The sequence below is a fragment of the Bradyrhizobium guangdongense genome (assembly GCF_006483445.1).
In the GTDB taxonomy this organism is placed as follows: domain Bacteria; phylum Pseudomonadota; class Alphaproteobacteria; order Rhizobiales; family Xanthobacteraceae; genus Bradyrhizobium; species Bradyrhizobium guangdongense_A.
Window position 1 is genome coordinate 14,445 of the sequence record NZ_PPPT01000038.1, and the last position, 16,231, is coordinate 30,675.

Below are 16,231 nucleotides of genomic sequence, written 5' to 3' on the forward strand. Positions count from 1 at the left end.
CAGCCCTTACTTCTCGACGCCCGGCACGAGCCTGCCGTTCTCGATATGAGCGGGAACGTAGGTCGAATCCGGCGGCGCACCGGTGAAATGCGCGAGCCCGATCAGGCTCGCAATCACCAGAACCAGCGCCATCAGCGCGAGGCGCGCGACGACCGTGACCGTCCACGACGATTGCACGAACACGCCCGACCGGCTTGCGACCAGAAACAGCGCATAGACCGCGAAGGGAATGAGGAAGATTCCGATCTCGGTCAGGGCTGGCCGGATCATGACAAATAGATCCGCTCATACAGCACACGCAGGATTCCGGCGGTCGCGCCCCAGATGTAGCGCTCGGCGAACGGCATCGCGTAGTAGGAGCGCTCCATGCCGCGAAACTCCTTGCTGTGCACCTGGTGGTTCGCCGGGTTCATCAGGAAGGATAGCGGCACCTCGAAGGCGTCATCAACCTCGGAATGGTTGATGGTCAGCTCAAAACCCGGCTTGACCCTGGCGACCGTCGGCAGGATGCGGAAGCCAAAACCGGTGCCGTAGAGATCGAGATAGCCGATCGGCTCGACGAAGTGGCGCGACAGCCCGACCTCTTCCTCGGCCTCGCGCAGCGCGGCGTCCTGAGGCGATGCGTCGGTGGCGTCGATCTTGCCGCCGGGAAACGCGATCTGGCCGGCGTGATCGTTGAGATGGGCGGCGCGCTGGGTCAGCAGCACGGTCGGCTCGGGCCGGTCGATGATCGGGATCAGCACGGCAGCGGGCCGCACCGGCTGCTCGCGCGCGATGATCTCCAGCATCCGGTCGGTGCCGGGATCGCCCGACGTCGGAACGATGTTCGGATCGTACAGCGCCGCCGGAACGTCGAAGCCGAGCCGCGCCTTCGAGCGGTCGAAAAACTCCGTCGCGCCGACCGGCGCGGCGGGTCCGTTCTTCAGAATCGGCTTGCTCAAAGTGCCGCCCTCACCTGCTCCGCATCGGCCATGGCGAAGAACTCGCCGGCCGATTCGACGCCGAACATCGGCTGGCCATCGACCATCCGCTCCTCGCCCATGTCAACAAGGTCGTAATACAGCGCGCGTGTCACCTTGGCCCAGAGGTCAGAGCGCACGTGCAGATAGGGCGTCAGCCCGCCGTCGGCCGCCTGCTCGAAGCGGAGCCGGTGCGCGCCGTCGCACCGCACCCAATCATCGACATTGGTGCGGAAGCTCAGCACGCGCCGGTTGCCCTCGCTTTCCTTCTGCATCTCGACCGCCATGAAGGGCGCGTCGTCGACGCGGATGCCGACCTTCTCCACCGGCGTGACCAGGAAATGCTTGTCCCCTTCCCGCTTCAAGATGGTCGAGAACAGCCGCACCAGCGCCGGGCGGCCGATTGGCGTGCCCATGTAGAACCATGTACCATCGGCTGCGATTCGGATGTCGAGGTCGCCGCAAAACGGCGGATTCCACAGATGCACCGGAGGCAGGCCTTTTTTGGCGCCGGTGGTACTTCCGACAGCTTGGTTGGCGGCAGCAGTCAGCCCCTCAAGACCCTGTTTGGTGCTCTGCCCTTGGTTCGCCATGGTTTGCCCTGACTTTGTGTTTTGGCACGATTGGTGCAGGTCTACGTTGCATATCGGCGAGCGGTTCCACCCCGGTATCACCCGGTGTGAAGTTCGCCACTTCGTGATGCCGTACATAGCCCGAAGCCGATAAGGTGGGGATAGCTTAATTCAACGAATACATGGCCTTCCTGCAAGTTTAGCATGGTGCCCATGACATGACGATCTGAAGCAGGCCGCGCGATGCGCCGAAGGAGCTGACGGATGGCGGAAAGTGTCGAGAAACTCGAAGACGTGATCGTCCGTTCGGCCGAACAGGTGTCGGGCCAGATTCGCGCTGCGAAAGACGCGATCGGGACCGTCATCTTCGGCCAGGACCGCGTGATCGAGAACACGCTGGTGACGATCCTCTCCGGCGGCCATGCGCTGCTGATCGGCGTGCCCGGCCTCGCCAAGACGAAACTCGTCGAAACGCTCGGCGTCACGCTCGGTCTCGACGCCAAGCGCATCCAGTTCACACCCGATTTGATGCCGTCAGACATTCTCGGCGCCGAAGTGCTCGACGAGAGCACCGCGGGAAAACGCTCCTTCCGCTTCATCTCCGGTCCGGTGTTCGCGCAGCTCCTGATGGCGGACGAGATCAACCGCGCCAGCCCGCGCACACAATCGGCGCTGTTGCAGGCGATGCAGGAGCAGCACATCACCGTCGCCGGCGCCCGCCACGATCTGCCAAAACCGTTCCACGTGCTGGCGACACAAAACCCGCTGGAGCAGGAAGGCACCTATCCGCTGCCCGAAGCCCAGCTCGACCGCTTCCTGATGGAAATCGACGTCGACTATCCCGATCGCGATGCCGAGCGCCGCATCCTGTTCGAGACCACCGGCGCCGAGGAGACACTGGCAAAGGCATCATTGACGGCGGATGCGCTGATCAGCGCGCAGCGGCTGGTGCGCCGCCTGCCGGTCGGCGATTCCGTGGTCGAGGCCATTCTGTCGCTGGTGCGCTCGGCGCGTCCGGGTCCCGATGCCGGCGAGACCGGCAAGCTGATTGCCTGGGGCCCCGGCCCGCGCGCGAGCCAGTCGCTGATGCTCGCGGTGCGCGCCCGTGCGCTGCTCGACGGACGTCTGGCGCCGTCGATCGACGACGTGCTCGACCTCGCCGAGCCCGTGCTGAAGCATCGCATGGCGCTAACCTTCCAGGCGCGCGCCGAAGGACGCACGATTCCGGACGTGATCCGGCAATTGAAGACACGGATCGGTTGATGGCCGCGGAGACCGGGCACCCAGCGAAGGAGATCATCGCGATCCGACGCGCCGATGGCGAAAGCCGTACGCTCGCCGCTTCGCTGCCGCGCCTGGTGCTCGAAGCCCGCCGCATCGCCGCCAACGTCATCCACGGCCTGCACGGCCGGCGCCGCGCCGGCTCCGGCGAGAATTTCTGGCAATACCGCCGCTTCGTCTCGGGCGAGCCGTCGCAGAACGTCGACTGGCGGCGCTCGGCGCGTGACGACCATCTCTATGTCCGCGAGCTCGAATGGGAAGCCTCGCACACTGTCTGGATCTGGCCCGACCGTTCCCCCTCGATGGCATTCGCCTCGAAGACCGCGCGCGAGTCCAAGCTCGAGCGTACGCTGATCGTCGCCTTCGCGCTGGCCGAGCTGCTGGTCTCGGGCGGCGAGCGCGTCGGCATTCCCGGCCTGATGGCGCCGACCGCGAGCCGCAGCGTCATCGACAAGATGGCGCAGGCGATGCTGCATGACGATGCCGACCGGCTGAGCCTGCCGCCCTCCTTCGTGCCGTCGGCGCTGGCCGAGATCATCGTGCTGTCGGACTTCTGGTCGCCGATCGCGGAGATCAAGACCATGCTCGCAGGGCTCTCCGGATCGGGCGCGCATGGCACGATGGTCCAGGTGGTCGATCCCGCCGAAGAGAGCTTCCCTTACTCCGGCCGCATCGAGTTCGTCGAGCCCGAGGGTTTTGGCGTGATCACCGCCGGCCGCGCCGAGAGCTGGGCGCAGGATTACACCACGCGGCTCGCATTGCATCGCGACCAGATCCGCGCCGAGACCGGCAAGCTCGACTGGCTGTTCACGACGCATGCGACCGACCGCTCGGCCGCCGAGCTGCTGCTGTTCCTGCATGCCGGCATGCAGGTGAGCAAGTCGGGTGCCCGCACCATGACCGTCAAAGCGGGGCCTGCCGCATGATGGGCCTGCCGCTCGCCTTCACCGAACCGCTGCTCCTGATCGGGCTCGTCAGCCTGCCGGTGCTGTGGTGGCTGTTGCGCGTGATGCCGCCGCGGCCGCGCCGCATCGAGTTTCCGCCGACGAGGCTCTTGTTCGACATCGCGCCCAAGGAAGAGACGCCCTCACGCACGCCGTGGTGGCTGACCTTGCTGCGCCTGCTCGCCGCCGCATTGGTGATCTTCGCGGCCGCCGGCCCGATCTGGAATCCGCAGACGGGCCTTGCCTCCAGCAAGGCGCCGCTGATGATCATGTTCGACGACGGCTGGAGCGCCGCCGCCAACTGGGACTCCAGGATCAAGGCCGCCGACGAGCTGATCGCCAATGCCGACAATGATCGCCGCGCCATCGCGCTGGTGCCGCTCTCGGAGCCGAACCGCGACATCACGCTGATGCCGGCGGGCGCCGCCCGCGTTGCGCTGCGGCAGATCACGCCAAAGGCCTATTCTGTCGATCGCGTTGAAACTCTCACCGCGATCGAACGTTTCCTCAAGGCAACCGGCGATTGCGAGATCGCCTGGCTGTCTGACGGTGTCGACACCGGCCGCGGCGAGGAATTCGTGCAGGCTCTCGGCAAGACGATCGGAGATCGCGGCCTGACGGTGTTCGAGGGCGGCACCGCGTCGCCGCTCGCGCTGGTCGCTGCCGAGAACGCCGCCGCGAAGATGACGGTGAAGGTGCTGCGCACCGACAGCGGCATCACCGCCGGCACGGTGCGCGCGCTGGACCAGAAGGGCTCGCCGATCGGCGAAGCACGCTACACCTTCGGCCCGCAGGACAAGGACACCGAAGCTGCCTTCGACCTCCCGGTCGAACTGCGCAACGACATCACCCGGCTCGAAATCGCCGGTGAGCGTTCGGCAGGCGCCGTGCAACTGCTCGACAAGCGCTGGCGCCGCCGCGCGATCGGCGTCGTCTCGGGTGCGACCAGCGAGACCGCGCAGCCGCTGCTGGCGCCGACCTTCTACCTCACCCGCGCGCTGGCGCCGTTTGCCGATGTCCGTCTTGCGGACAAGGGCTCGCCGCAGCAGGGCATCACGCAATTTCTCGACCAGAAGCTGCCGATGATCATCCTCGCCGATGTCGGCACCGTGGCGCCTGAGGTGCGCGACCGTCTCAACGCCTGGGTCGACCAGGGCGGCGTGCTGGTGCGCTTCGCAGGTCCGCGCCTCGCGCAGGCCGAGGACGACCTCGTGCCGGTCAAGCTGCGCAAGGGCGGCCGTACGCTCGGCGGCAGTCTGACCTGGGAGAAGCCGCAGCATCTCGCCAACTTCACGGCCGACGGTCCGTTCGCCGGCGTGCCCGTGCCGAAAGACGTCACCGTGAGCCGGCAGGTGCTGGCCGAGCCCAACGCAGCTCTGGCGGCCAAGAGCTGGGCCTCGCTGGAAGACGGCACACCGCTCGTCACCGGCGAGCATCGCGGCAAGGGCGTGGTCAGCCTGTTCCATGTCAGCGCCGATATGCGCTGGTCCGATCTGCCGATGTCCGGCACCTTCGTCGAAATGCTGAGGCGGATTGTCGATATGTCCGGATACACCTCGAAGCCGGGCGCGGGCGTCGCCGGAGAAACCTTCGCCGAGACGGTCGCGCCGCTGCACATCCTCGACGGCTTTGGCGCCTTCGGTCCGCCGCCGGCGACCGCCAAGCCGGTGACCGCTGATTATCGCGACCGCGCCACATCAGAGCATCCGCCCGGCTTCTATGGCCCGGCGGAAGGACCGCTGGCGGTGAACACGCTCGCGGCCGCCGACCGCATCGCGCCGCTCAACACCGCAAGCCTGCGCGCCCGTCACGCCACCTACACCAATGCCGAGCCGCGCGACTTGCGCGGCTGGCTGCTGTCGACCGCGCTGATGCTGTTCCTGATCGATGCGATCATTGTCGCCCTGCTCGGCGGCGGTCTCGCAGCCCTGATCCGCCGCCGTGCCGCGCCCGCGGTGCTCGCAATCGGGCTCGCGGTCAGTCTTGCGTTCGCCACGACCTTCACGCCCTCGCCGGCACGCGCGGACGCGGCCTCCGACGATTTCGCCATGAAGGCGGTGTCTCAGACCCGGCTCGCCTATGTCGTGACCGGCAATGCCGACGTCGATTCGATCGTGAAGGCCGGCATGGCCGGCCTGACGCTATTCCTGGCGCAGCGCACCGCGCTCGAGGCCGGCGATCCCGTCGGCGTCGATCCGGCGCGCGACGAGCTCGCCTTCTTCCCGCTGATCTACTGGCCGATCGTGCCGGGCGCGCCAAAGCCGCCGCAGGACGCCATCAACAAGATCGACGCCTATATGAAGCAGGGCGGCACTGTCATCTTCGACACCCGCGACGCGATCGAGGCGCCGCCCGGCGACAACGGCGCGGCGCAGACGCCGGCGATGCGGTCGCTGCGCGAGATCCTGTCCTCGCTCGACGTCCCCGAGCTCGAGCCGGTGCCGCGCGAACACGTGCTGACCAAGACGTTCTATCTGCTGCGCGACTTCCCCGGCCGCTTCACCTCCGGCCAGACCTGGGTCGAGACCCTGCCGCGCGAGGATGACGACGAGAGCGCGCAGCGCCCGGCGCGCGGCGGCGACGGCGTGTCGCCGATCATCATCACCTCCAACGACCTCGCCGGCGCCTGGGCGATCCGCCCCGACGGCCAGCCGATGCTGCCGCTCACCCCGAGCGAACCGCGCCAGCGCGAATTCGCGTTCCGCGCCGGCGTCAACATCGTGATGTACACGCTGACCGGCAATTACAAGGCGGACCAGGTGCACGCACCGGCGCTGATCGAGCGGTTGGGGCAATAGGAGCGACATGAATTACGGCATCGCGTTCACGCCGCTTGTCCCCTCGATCGTCCTGTGGATCGGGCTCGGTGCGATCATCGTCATGGCGGTCATCCTGCTGCTGGCGCGCGCCCGCGGCGCGGCGGTGCGTGTTGCCGCGCTGACGCTGATCCTGCTCGCGCTCGCCAACCCGTCCTTCACCCGCGAGGACCGCGATCCCCTCACCTCGGTCGCCGCAATCGTCGTTGACAAGAGCCCGAGCCAGAATTTCGGCAACCGCACCCGCGAGGCGGCGCAAGCGCAGGAAGCGCTCGTCGACACCCTGAAGAAGATCAAGGGACTCGAGGTCCGCGTCGTCGACGCAGGACAAGCCGATGGCGAGACCGACGGCACCAAGCTGTTCGGTGCGCTGGCCTCGGCGCTGTCGGACGTCCCGGTCGATCGTGTCGCCGGCGCGTTCCTGATCACCGACGGCCGCGTCCACGACATTCCGGCGAACGCCGCCGGAATCGGCTTCCAGGCACCGGTGCATGCGCTGATCACCGGGCAGAAGAACGAACGCGACCGCCGTATCGCGATCACGGCGGCGCCCCGCTTCGGCATCGTCGGCCAGGCCCAGACCATCACCTATCGGCTCGACGACCAGGGCGTGACCGGCGAGCGCGCCAAGGTCACGATCCGCCGCGACGGCGAGGTCATCAGCGAGCGCAATCTGTCGAGCGGCCAGACCTCGAGCGTCGACGTCGACATCAAGCATGCCGGTCCCAACATCGTCGAGATCGAGGCTTCGCCCCTCGATAAGGAGCTGACGCCGGTCAACAACCGCGCCGTCGTCGCCATCGATGGCGTGCGCGACAGGCTGCGCGTGCTGCTGGTCTCGGGCGAACCGCATTCGGGCGAACGCACCTGGCGCAACCTCCTGAAGTCGGATGCCAGCGTCGACCTCGTGCACTTCACGATCCTGCGTCCGCCGGAGAAGCAGGACGGCACGCCGATCAACGAATTGTCGCTGATCGCGTTTCCGACCCGCGAATTGTTCCAGCAGCGGATCAACGATTTCCAGTTGATCATCTTCGATCGCTACGCCCGCCAGGGCGTGCTGCCGATCCCCTATTTCGAGAACATGGCGCGCTATGTGCGCGCGGGCGGCGCCGTGCTGGTCTCGGCCGGCCCCGACTACGCGTCCAACACCAGCATCTGGCGCACGCCGCTGGATTCGGTGCTGCCGGCCGAGCCGGTCGGCGTCACCGAAAAGCCGTTCTATGCGCATCTCTCCGACACCGGCAAACGCCATCCCGTCACGCGCGGGCTGGAAGGCTCCGCCAGCGAGCCGCCGCGCTGGAGCCGCTTCTTCCGTACCGTCGATACGCGCAATGCGACCGTCACGCCCGTGATGACCGGCGCCGATAACAAGCCGCTTCTGTTCCTGTCGCGCGTCGGCGAGGGACGCGTGGCGCTCTTGCTCTCCGACCACATCTGGCTGTGGGCGCGCGGCTATGAAGGCGGCGGCCCGCATCTCGACCTCTTGCGGCGGATGTCGCACTGGCTGATGAAGCAGCCGGATCTGGACGAGGAAGCGCTGCGCCTGCAGGTGCAGGGCAAGGACATCGTGGTGGTGCGCCAGACCATGTCGGACAGCGTGCCGCCGGTGTCGGTGACCTCGCCGTCGGGCGTGACGCACGATCTGACACTGAACGCGGGCGAGCCCGGCGAATGGCGCGCCAGCCTGCCTGCGAACGAGCTCGGCCTGTGGCAGGCGACCGACGGAACGCTGAAGGCGCTGATCAATGTCGGCCCGACCAATCCGAAGGAATTTTCGGAAGTGACCTCCACCGTCGAAACCCTGCGGCCGCTGACGCAGGCGACCGGTGGCGACGCGGTGCGGGTCGTCGACGGCTCCAGCGTCGACCTGCCCCGCATCGTGCCGGTGCGCTCCACCAGCGTCTTCCATGGCGACGGCTGGATGGGGGTGCGGATGCGCGATGCCAGCGTGGTGAAGGGCGTCGGCGTGCTGCCGATCTTCGCCGGCCTGATCGGACTGTTGCTGCTGCTCGGCGCGTTCGCCGCGACCTGGGTGCGCGAGGGGCGCTAAATGCGCCCCGTTGCCCGAACACCACATGCCGTCCCTGACCTCGACGAGGCTGCCGCACCGCGGTTGACACCGCCGTGGCCTTCCGATGTTATAATGTAACGTCGCATGGGCCGGGGAATTGGGCCCTCGCGATGAGGGGTCCGTTTCCACATGAAGTGGTTCAGGTCGAACGTCAGGCACGGTGCCAGGCTCGCGCTTTTCGCGCTGCTGGTGCAGTTCGCGCTGTCCTTCGGTCACAGCCACTGGTTCGCGCAGGCGACGCCCCTCCTCCAGGCCTCGCTGCAACAGGCCGACGGCCAGAGCAGCGACGCGACGGCGAACCGCGCCGTCCTCGACCGGCAATCGCCTGCCAGCCCCGACCGCGACCAGGGCGACGACAATTGCGCGATCTGCGCCGTCGTCTCGATGGCCGGTACAATCGTGTTCGCCACACCGCCGCTGCTCCTGCTGCCGCAGGCGGTCACATTTCTTTACCTGACCACCGACGCCGAATTCGCACATCTGCAAGCGATCGGCACGGCGTTCCAGGCCCGCGCCCCTCCCCTGTCCTGACGTCCAACGCTTGATCACGCCCGGAGCCCGTTCCGCGTTCGCGCGAAGGATTCCCCGGGAGCAGTTGAAGTCGAATTCCGCCGCATCGCGGCGGCAGGTCGCCACCCACCAGAGATATTTGCGGTCGGCGCCTGACTGGAATCAGGACAATGACATCCAAATTACGACGCGCGCAGCGTCTCTCCGGAGCAAGCATGCTCCTGCTCGGTGCTGCCGCCGTGCCGGCCACGGCACAGGACAAGCCCGCGCCGGTCGAATTGCCGGCCGTCTCCGTGACGGCGCCGAGCCCCATCGTCCGGCGTACCGTGCCCGTACGCACCACGGCGCGGGTGACGCGCGGCGGCACCGCGCACAATCGCGAGCGCGGGCCCGACGTGGCGGCCGAACCCGTCTCGGCCACGCCGCAGCAGGGTGTGCTGCCTGTCGTGACCAACCAGTTCGCGTCAGTCACCGTGGTGCCGAACGAGGAGATCCGCCGCGAGGGCGGCGGGCAGCTCGGCGATCTCCTGTTCTCGAAGCCCGGCATCACCGGCTCGAGTTTTGCGCCCGGCGCCTCCAGCCGGCCGATCATCAGGGGTTTAGACGTCAACCGCGTCGGCATCGTCGAGAACGGCACCAATTCGAACGGCGCCTCCGATCTCGGTGAGGATCATTTCGTGCCGATCGATCCGCTCGCCACCAATCAGATCGAAGTGGTGCGCGGTCCCGCCGCGTTACGCTACGGCTCGACCTCGATCGGCGGCGTCGTGAGCGCGACCAACAACCGGATTCCGGATGCGGTGCCGACCTGCGCCGCGCCGCCGTTCCAAAGCTATGGCATGCCTGCGCCACAGACGACGCCGGGCGCGCCCTGCATCACGGCCGAGACGCGCACCGCGGTCTCTTCCGTCGATCGCGGCGTCGAGGGCGGCGTGCTGATCGATGCCGGCGCCGGCAATTTCGCGCTCCACGCCGACGCCTATGGCCGCAAAACTTCGGACTATGCGATTCCGTCCTATCCCTATCTCGCCGACCATACGCGGCCGGTGAATGGCCGGCAGCCGAACTCGGCGACGCAGTCGGACGGCGGCTCGATCGGCGGCTCCTACATCTTCCAGGGCGGCTTCATCGGCGCTGCGATCACGCAGAACGACGCGCTCTACCACATCCCCGGCACCGACGGCGCCGACCACAACACGCGCATCGACGGCCATCAGACCAAGGTCAACATCAAGGGCGAGTATCGTCCCGATGCCTCCGCGATCGACACCATCCGCTTCTGGGCCGGCGCCACCAACTACAAGCACAACGAGATCGGCCTTGCCGATCCCGCCGATCCCACCACCGATGGCGTGCGGCAGACCTTCACCAACAAGGAGCAGGAAATCCGCACCGAGGTGCAGTTGATGCCGTTCAACGCGCGCTTCGCCGAGGTGACGACGGCGATCGGCTTCCAGGCCGGCCATCAGGAACTGACGGCGCCGAGCCCGGACAATCCCGGTACGCTGTTCAACGGCCTCTGGGACCCCAACAACAACACCCGGGTCGCCGGCTACGCGTTCAACGAGTTCAAGTTTTCGGAGGCGACGCGCGCGCAGATCGCGGGCCGCATCGAGCGTGTCGAACTGCACGGCACGACGCCGGATTTTCCGGCGGACTTTTTGCCCAATGGCGCTGCGCAAACCGGCATCACGCGCAACCCGTCCTACACGCCGAAGAGCGGCAGCATCGGCCTGCTGCAGGATCTGCCCGGCGGCATGGTCGGCAGCATCACCGCGCAATATGTCGAGCGCGCGCCAAAACCCGCCGAGCTGTTTTCGCGCGGCGCGCACGATGCAACCGCCACCTTCGATATCGGCAATCCCAACCTGGGAATCGAGACAGCCAAGTCCGTCGAGATCGGCTTGCGCAAGGCGACGGGGCCGTTCCGCTTCGAGGCGACCGTGTTCTACACCCGGTTCGACAATTTCATCTATCGCCGCCTCACCGGCGTGATGTGCGACGATGATTTCGCCTCCTGCGGCGCGCCCGGCGCCGAGCTGAACCAGGCGGTCTATTCGCAGGCCAACGCGAACTTCCGCGGCGGCGAGTTCCAGTCGCAGCTCGATGTCGGCGCTTTCCATGGCGGCATCTGGGGCATCGAGAACCAGCTCGACGTGGTGCGCGCCACCTTCACCGACGGCACCAACGTGCCGCGCATTCCGCCGCTGCGGATGGGCGGCGGCCTGTTCTGGCGCGACGACAACTGGCTGATGCGTGTCAACCTGCTGCACGCCTTCCCGCAGAATAACATCGCCGCGATCGCGGAGACGCCGACACCGGGCTACAATCTCTTGAAGGCGGAGGTGAGCTACAAGACCAGGCTCAATCCGAACATGTTCGGCGCGCGCGAGATGATGGTCGGCCTGGTCGGCAACAACCTGCTCAACGAGAGCATCCGCAACTCGGTGTCCTACACCAAGGACGAGGTGCTGATGCCCGGCATCGGCGTGCGCGCGTTCGCGAACTTCAAGTTCTAGCTTCTTGCCTTGCTCCAGTCGGGGCCCACGGGCCCCGACACACCCTCGAAGGCGCCGTCGTTGAGCTCGAACACCAGGACACGGCTGGCATCGACCGGCCCAGGCATGGTGACGCGGCCCTTCGGCACCGGCTTGAAGCCGACGCGGCTGTAATAGGGCTCGTCGCCGACCAGCAACACGATGGCGTGGCCCTTGGCCTTGGCGTCCTTCAGTGCGCGCTCCATCAGCAGCCGGCCGACGCCGCGGCCGCGGAACGGCGGCTCGACCGTCAGCGGCCCGAGCAGCAGCGCCGGCGTCTCGCCGATCAGGATCGGCAATTGCCGCACCGATCCCACCAGCAGCGTGCCGATGCGGGCGGTGAAGGACAGTTCGAGGACGTGGTCGACATGCTCGCGGATGCGGTAGGCACTGAGCACGAAACGGCCAGGGCCGAACGTGCGTTCGTGCAGCCGCTCGATCGCTTGCGCGTCGCCGGCGGCTTCGGGCAGAATCGTGAGAGAGAGGTCACTCATGTGGCGCGGGATAGCATCTCCGAGCGCCCCGGTCCATCGACCTGCACGCCCTGCATTTCGCGCGAGAAGATGGTCGCGAATAAGACCGTCCACAGCGTGAGCATTGCGATCGGGATCGTGTAGTACTGCGTGAAGACGGGATGCGTGGCGAAGAACGCCAGGTTCAGTGCGAGATTACCGGCCACCAGCAGCGCTAATCGCCTCACGCACGATTGGCTGGAAAAGCGCCACAGCAGCGCGGTCCACAGACAAAGAAGCAGGATTAGCGGGAACTGCGTGTCCCCGAGATAGGCGCGCAGCACCGCCAGGTCCAGGCGGGGAGCCTGCGTATCCTGGCCGCCATAGGCCGACACCAGCGGATTGCCCGAATTGATCATGTTCGCGGCCAGCACCGGCACTACCCCGACGAGGAATCCCAGGCCGAGCGACAGGCCCTGAAGGAACGACGTCCGGTTACGGAGGATCAGGAACGACACGCCGAAGAACAGGAAGTAGCCCGCCGAGAGAAGAACGTTGGCAATGCGGAAGCTCGCGGACAGCCCGAGCAGAATGCCGACGATCGCGAGCATCAGCAGGCGCGGCCTGTCTTCGTCGGCAAAGAGTCTTGCGGTCAAGAGTCCCGCGAGCGAGCAGACCACCATGGTCGGCGCCATCGAATAGCTCGCCTTGGTCGGGTTGATCATGAAGTAGATCGAGAGCGCACCGAACGCCACGGCGAGCGCCAGCGCGCCGGGCTGTCGTGCGCGCCACAGGCCATACAGCGCGAAGCCGGCAATGATGATGTTCGCCAGCGCATAAAGTGGAATGACCTGAAAGCCTTCCGGAAACAGCGCCAGCACGAAACCGGTCCCAGGCGGCGGCGTCAGCACATATTTTTTGCCGTCAGCGGTCTGGGTGTGGCAGGGCGCCCGCGCCGGGTCGTTCCACTCGGGATAGTTGATGCTGCGCAGCTTGGCCCCGAGATAGCCGTCGTCATCGCGGGCGAGGCTGGTATCGAGCCCCTGCCATCCGAAGCGCTGAAACAGATGCGCCTGACGCAGATAGCAGATGTCGTCATAGACGCCGCGGCTCTCGGTCCAATGCGAGATCAGCCGGACATTGCTGACCAGGATGGCGAGGAAGACGATCGAGAAGAGTATCTTGACGGCTTTCATGGACGTCCCGCGGGCAGCCCGGCACGGCTTGAAAAGGGCTTGCCGCCTGTACAGGAAAAGCACCGGCAAGTATAGCAAAGCAGAGATTTCCAGGGGTTTGAGGCTGAAAGTGACCGTCGTGCAATTGGGGTCGACCGACACGTGCCGCAGCGGTGCAGACGCACCGCAGGGCGGCGTGCCGCGAGTCCTGCTGGTCATCCCCTGCTTCAACGAGGAGGCCTCGATCGGCGATCTCCTCGGAGAGATCGCCGCGACCGGCCGCCCCTATCACACGCTCGTCGTCGACGACGGCTCGTCGGATGCGACCAGCGCGGTTGCCGGCGCCCGCTCGCCGGTCGCGCGGCTCGCGCAAAATCTCGGCATCGGCGGCGCCGTGCAGACCGGCATCAAATACGCCGCGCGCCATAATTTCGATTTCTGTCTCCAGATCGACGGCGACGGGCAGCATGATCCGCGCGAGATCGAGACGCTGCTCAACGCCTATGCGCGGCGACCGACCAACATCACCATCGGCAGCCGTTTCATCGACAATGCCGGCTTCTGCTCGACGCGAATGCGACGCTTCGGCATCCGCCTGATCGCACGGGCGCTGAACACGCTGTTTAACGGCGGCAGCATCACCGATCCGACCAGCGGCATGCGCCTGCTCGATCGCCGCGCCATCGCCCTCTTCGCAAAAACCTACCCGATGGATTATCCGGAGCCGATCTCGCTGGCCTGGGCGATGCGCGCGGGCCTCACGGTCGGCGAAGTGCCGGTCGAGATGCGCGCGCGAGAGACCGGCGTCAGCTCGATCGACGGCTTGAAGTCGGTGAGCTACATGATCCGCGTGCTCGGCTACATCCTGCTCGCGCGCATCGCGAGGCGGTCATGAGCGATCACGACACCGGTTTTAAATTCTACCAACATCGTGCTGAATTATCGAGGAGGCGGTCGTGACAAACGTTCTTCCCAGCAACGAGACGGTCGTCGTCATCTCGGCCTTTGCGCTCATCTACATGCTGGTGCTGCTGCGCAAAACGCTGCAGGGCAAGTTCGACCTCTATGATTTCCTGATGCTGTCAATGGTGGCGATCATCCCGGCCGGCTTCGCGCTGTTTCCGAACCTGGCCTATCTCGCCAGCCACCTCACCGGCGTGGTGTTTCCCTTCGTCGTGATGTTCGGCGCGCTGTTCCTCGTGGTCTTCGCCTTCATGCACAACATCACGGCACGGCTGCACAAGCTCGAACGACAGAATTGGGCGCTGATCCAGGAGCAGAGCCTGCTGACGCTGGAATTGAAGGCGAAAGAGAGCGGCAAGTCCGGCGCGTGAAGGTAGATTCGCGTCTTGACGCGTTTTCTTGACGCGAACCGGTTCCCACTTCGCTCGAAAACGCTCTACCGCCACGTCGCGATCTGCGGCTTGCCATCGAGAATCTCCGCGATCCGCGTGCGCGTGCCCTGCGTCGTGCCTTCGGGCAGATCGGTGGCGGCGAAGAAGCCGCATTCGATGATCTCGCGGTTGGGCTCGGGCAGGCGATCCTGACGGTAGTCGCGAACGATGTAGACCGCGACATGGTCGCGGCGCGAGACGTGGCTGTTGAGGAAAATACCGTGCAGGGCGACCTCGCCCGTGACGTCGATATCGCCCTCCTCCTTCAGCTCGCGACGCATCGCCCCGTCCATGGTCTCGCCGACGTCGACACCGCCGCCCGGCAGGTACCAGCCACTGACATAGCTGTGCTTGACCAGGAACACGCGATTGTCCGGATCGAGCACGACGGCACGCACGCCCAGCGTCATGCCGCGGACGAATCGCCAATAGAAATGAAAGAATCGCCGCAGCAGCGGCTCGTGTTTCCGTCGCAATTGGTCGAGCAAATCTGCCATCAGGCTCCCTTGCGAGGCTCGGTCTTTCAGCTCACTTGCCTTAAGCTCACTTGCGCCGCGCGCCCGACCTTGCCATTACATCGCGGGAATAGCGAGGCAATCGCATCCGATGGCTCCCTTCAAGCTCGCGCACCTGTCCGATCCGCACATTCCGCCGCTGCCGAGGCCGCGGCTGGCCGAACTCGCGAGCAAGCGCGCGCTCGGCTACGTCAACTGGACGCGCAACCGGCACAAATACCAGCGCCGCGACGTGCTTGACATGCTGGTCGCCGATATCCAGTCGCAGACGCCCGACCACATCGCCGTGACCGGCGACCTCGTCAATCTGGCGCTGGAAGCAGAGTTCGCGCCAGCACTGGCCTGGCTCGAGGGCGTCGGCCCGCCAGATCGCGTCACCGCCATCCCCGGCAACCACGACGCCTATGTCCGCGCCACGCGCCATCGCTTCGGCGAGGTCTTCTCGCCCTATCTCGGCGATGCACCGGCCGCGACAACGTTCCCCGCCGTGCGCCGGCGCGGACCGGTCGCCTTGATCAGCCTGTCCACCGCCGTGCCGACGCTGCCACTGATGGCGACGGGTACGCTGGGACGCGCGCAGCTCGCGGAGCTTGCTGACGTGCTGGAGCGGCTCGCGTCCGAGGATCTGTTTCGCGTTCTCCTGGTGCACCATCCCCTGAGCTCGAAATCGCGCGTCAAGCGCATGACCGATTCCAAGGCGTTGCTGGCGCTGCTGAAGCGGCACGGCGTCGAGCTGATCCTGCACGGCCACGATCACGTGCATTCGACGATGTGGTTCGAAGGACCCAACGGCCAGATTCCCGCAATCGGCGTGCCCTCGGCGTCCGCGCTGGCGCATGGGCGCTATCCAGCGGCGGCGTACAATCTCTTCACCATCGAGAAAGACAATAGCGGCTGGCATTGCGAGCAGACCGTGCGCAGCCTCGATAACGCCTCGCAGATCCGGCAGATCAAGCACGTGCGGCTGACTTGATCGACGCTGCCGTCATTCGAGGCGCGCGC

General features: G+C 66.2%; 15 protein-coding genes. 9 read left to right on the forward strand and 6 right to left on the reverse strand.

The window, feature by feature from the left end; all coding sequences use genetic code 11:
- Window positions 1–6 precede the first annotated feature (6 nt).
- From C2U70_RS06140 to C2U70_RS06150, 3 genes are read right to left on the reverse strand one after another with little or no spacing between them, the layout of a single operon-like run.
- A complete protein-coding gene (locus C2U70_RS06140; RefSeq protein ID WP_140977048.1) occupies window positions 7–270 on the reverse strand; it encodes a DUF6111 family protein in 264 nt (87 codons plus the stop codon).
- On the reverse strand, window positions 267–941 hold the full coding sequence (locus C2U70_RS06145; RefSeq protein ID WP_140977050.1) for a CoA pyrophosphatase: 675 nt from the start codon (window positions 939–941) through the stop codon (window positions 267–269). Before C2U70_RS06145 ends, C2U70_RS06140 begins: the two co-directional genes overlap by 4 nt.
- The gene (locus C2U70_RS06150) at window positions 938–1,552 is read right to left on the reverse strand and encodes a DUF1285 domain-containing protein (protein WP_140977052.1); all 615 of its coding nucleotides are present in this window, start codon (window positions 1,550–1,552) and stop codon (window positions 938–940) included. Before C2U70_RS06150 ends, C2U70_RS06145 begins: the two co-directional genes overlap by 4 nt.
- Window positions 1,553–1,795: 243 nt before the next feature.
- On the opposite strand from C2U70_RS06150, the gene C2U70_RS06155 reads away from it, so the two are divergent.
- The 6 genes from C2U70_RS06155 (at window position 1,796) to C2U70_RS06180 (ending at window position 11,675) form a co-directional block, all read left to right on the forward strand.
- Window positions 1,796–2,794: an AAA family ATPase gene (locus C2U70_RS06155; RefSeq protein WP_140977053.1), complete on the forward strand. Its 999-nt coding sequence runs from the start codon at window positions 1,796–1,798 to the stop codon at window positions 2,792–2,794.
- Window positions 2,794–3,738 (forward strand): DUF58 domain-containing protein, encoded by a 945-nt coding sequence (locus tag C2U70_RS06160; RefSeq protein ID WP_140977054.1) that lies wholly within the window; start codon window positions 2,794–2,796, stop codon window positions 3,736–3,738. The genes C2U70_RS06155 and C2U70_RS06160 overlap by 1 nt, the downstream gene beginning before the upstream one ends.
- The gene (locus tag C2U70_RS06165) at window positions 3,735–6,554 is read left to right on the forward strand and encodes a DUF4159 domain-containing protein (RefSeq protein WP_140977056.1); all 2,820 of its coding nucleotides are present in this window, start codon (window positions 3,735–3,737) and stop codon (window positions 6,552–6,554) included. Before C2U70_RS06160 ends, C2U70_RS06165 begins: the two co-directional genes overlap by 4 nt.
- A gap of 7 nt (window positions 6,555–6,561) precedes the next feature.
- Window positions 6,562–8,625, forward strand: coding sequence for a hypothetical protein (locus C2U70_RS06170; protein ID WP_140977058.1), 2,064 nt, complete (start codon window positions 6,562–6,564; stop codon window positions 8,623–8,625).
- Window positions 8,626–8,775: 150 nt separating this feature from the next.
- Window positions 8,776–9,177 (forward strand): DUF2946 domain-containing protein, encoded by a 402-nt coding sequence (locus tag C2U70_RS06175; protein ID WP_140977060.1) that lies wholly within the window; start codon window positions 8,776–8,778, stop codon window positions 9,175–9,177.
- A 149-nt stretch (window positions 9,178–9,326) separates the two neighbouring features.
- Window positions 9,327–11,675, forward strand: a complete 2,349-nt coding sequence (locus C2U70_RS06180; protein ID WP_140977062.1) for a TonB-dependent receptor — start codon at window positions 9,327–9,329, stop codon at window positions 11,673–11,675.
- Here C2U70_RS06180 and C2U70_RS06185 read toward each other — a convergent pair.
- Together C2U70_RS06185 and C2U70_RS06190 are read right to left on the reverse strand one after the other, a co-directional pair.
- Window positions 11,672–12,187, reverse strand: coding sequence for a GNAT family N-acetyltransferase (locus C2U70_RS06185; protein WP_140977063.1), 516 nt, complete (start codon window positions 12,185–12,187; stop codon window positions 11,672–11,674). The two genes, C2U70_RS06180 and C2U70_RS06185, sit on opposite strands and share 4 nt — an antisense overlap.
- Complete coding sequence (locus tag C2U70_RS06190) at window positions 12,184–13,341, reverse strand: hypothetical protein (protein WP_140977065.1); 1,158 nt, start codon at window positions 13,339–13,341, stop codon at window positions 12,184–12,186. Before C2U70_RS06190 ends, C2U70_RS06185 begins: the two co-directional genes overlap by 4 nt.
- 109 nt (window positions 13,342–13,450) lie before the next feature.
- Between C2U70_RS06190 and C2U70_RS06195 the strand changes: the two genes are divergently transcribed.
- Window positions 13,451–14,215: a glycosyltransferase family 2 protein gene (locus C2U70_RS06195; RefSeq protein WP_246666673.1), complete on the forward strand. Its 765-nt coding sequence runs from the start codon at window positions 13,451–13,453 to the stop codon at window positions 14,213–14,215.
- Window positions 14,216–14,276: 61 nt separating this feature from the next.
- A complete protein-coding gene (locus tag C2U70_RS06200) occupies window positions 14,277–14,654 on the forward strand; it encodes a DUF2304 domain-containing protein (protein ID WP_140977067.1) in 378 nt (125 codons plus the stop codon).
- A gap of 65 nt (window positions 14,655–14,719) precedes the next feature.
- Here C2U70_RS06200 and C2U70_RS06205 read toward each other — a convergent pair whose 3' ends face one another.
- Window positions 14,720–15,211, reverse strand: coding sequence for an NUDIX domain-containing protein (locus tag C2U70_RS06205; protein WP_140977068.1), 492 nt, complete (start codon window positions 15,209–15,211; stop codon window positions 14,720–14,722).
- 109 nt (window positions 15,212–15,320) lie between these two features.
- Between C2U70_RS06205 and C2U70_RS06210 the strand changes: the two genes are divergently transcribed.
- Window positions 15,321–16,202 carry a metallophosphoesterase family protein gene (locus tag C2U70_RS06210; RefSeq protein WP_140977070.1) on the forward strand — a complete coding sequence of 294 codons (882 nt, stop codon included), beginning with the start codon at window positions 15,321–15,323 and terminating at the stop codon, window positions 16,200–16,202.
- The last annotated feature ends 29 nt before the right edge of the window (window positions 16,203–16,231 follow it).

Excerpts from the sequence above, each read along its gene's own strand:
- C2U70_RS06180 (WP_140977062.1), top strand. The coding sequence starts at position 9,327 with ATGACATCCAAATTACGACGCGCGCAGCGTCTCTCCGGAGCAAGCATG.
- C2U70_RS06165 (WP_140977056.1), top strand. The coding sequence starts at position 3,735 with ATGATGGGCCTGCCGCTCGCCTTCACCGAACCGCTGCTCCTGATCGGG.
- C2U70_RS06140 (WP_140977048.1), bottom strand. The coding sequence starts at position 270 with ATGATCCGGCCAGCCCTGACCGAGATCGGAATCTTCCTCATTCCCTTC.
- C2U70_RS06205 (WP_140977068.1), bottom strand. The coding sequence starts at position 15,211 with ATGGCAGATTTGCTCGACCAATTGCGACGGAAACACGAGCCGCTGCTG.
- C2U70_RS06185 (WP_140977063.1), bottom strand. The coding sequence starts at position 12,187 with ATGAGTGACCTCTCTCTCACGATTCTGCCCGAAGCCGCCGGCGACGCG.
- C2U70_RS06210 (WP_140977070.1), top strand. The coding sequence starts at position 15,321 with ATGGCTCCCTTCAAGCTCGCGCACCTGTCCGATCCGCACATTCCGCCG.
- C2U70_RS06150 (WP_140977052.1), bottom strand. The coding sequence starts at position 1,552 with ATGGCGAACCAAGGGCAGAGCACCAAACAGGGTCTTGAGGGGCTGACT.
- C2U70_RS06190 (WP_140977065.1), bottom strand. The coding sequence starts at position 13,341 with ATGAAAGCCGTCAAGATACTCTTCTCGATCGTCTTCCTCGCCATCCTG.
- C2U70_RS06160 (WP_140977054.1), top strand. The coding sequence starts at position 2,794 with ATGGCCGCGGAGACCGGGCACCCAGCGAAGGAGATCATCGCGATCCGA.
- C2U70_RS06155 (WP_140977053.1), top strand. The coding sequence starts at position 1,796 with ATGGCGGAAAGTGTCGAGAAACTCGAAGACGTGATCGTCCGTTCGGCC.
- C2U70_RS06170 (WP_140977058.1), top strand. The coding sequence starts at position 6,562 with ATGAATTACGGCATCGCGTTCACGCCGCTTGTCCCCTCGATCGTCCTG.
- C2U70_RS06175 (WP_140977060.1), top strand. The coding sequence starts at position 8,776 with ATGAAGTGGTTCAGGTCGAACGTCAGGCACGGTGCCAGGCTCGCGCTT.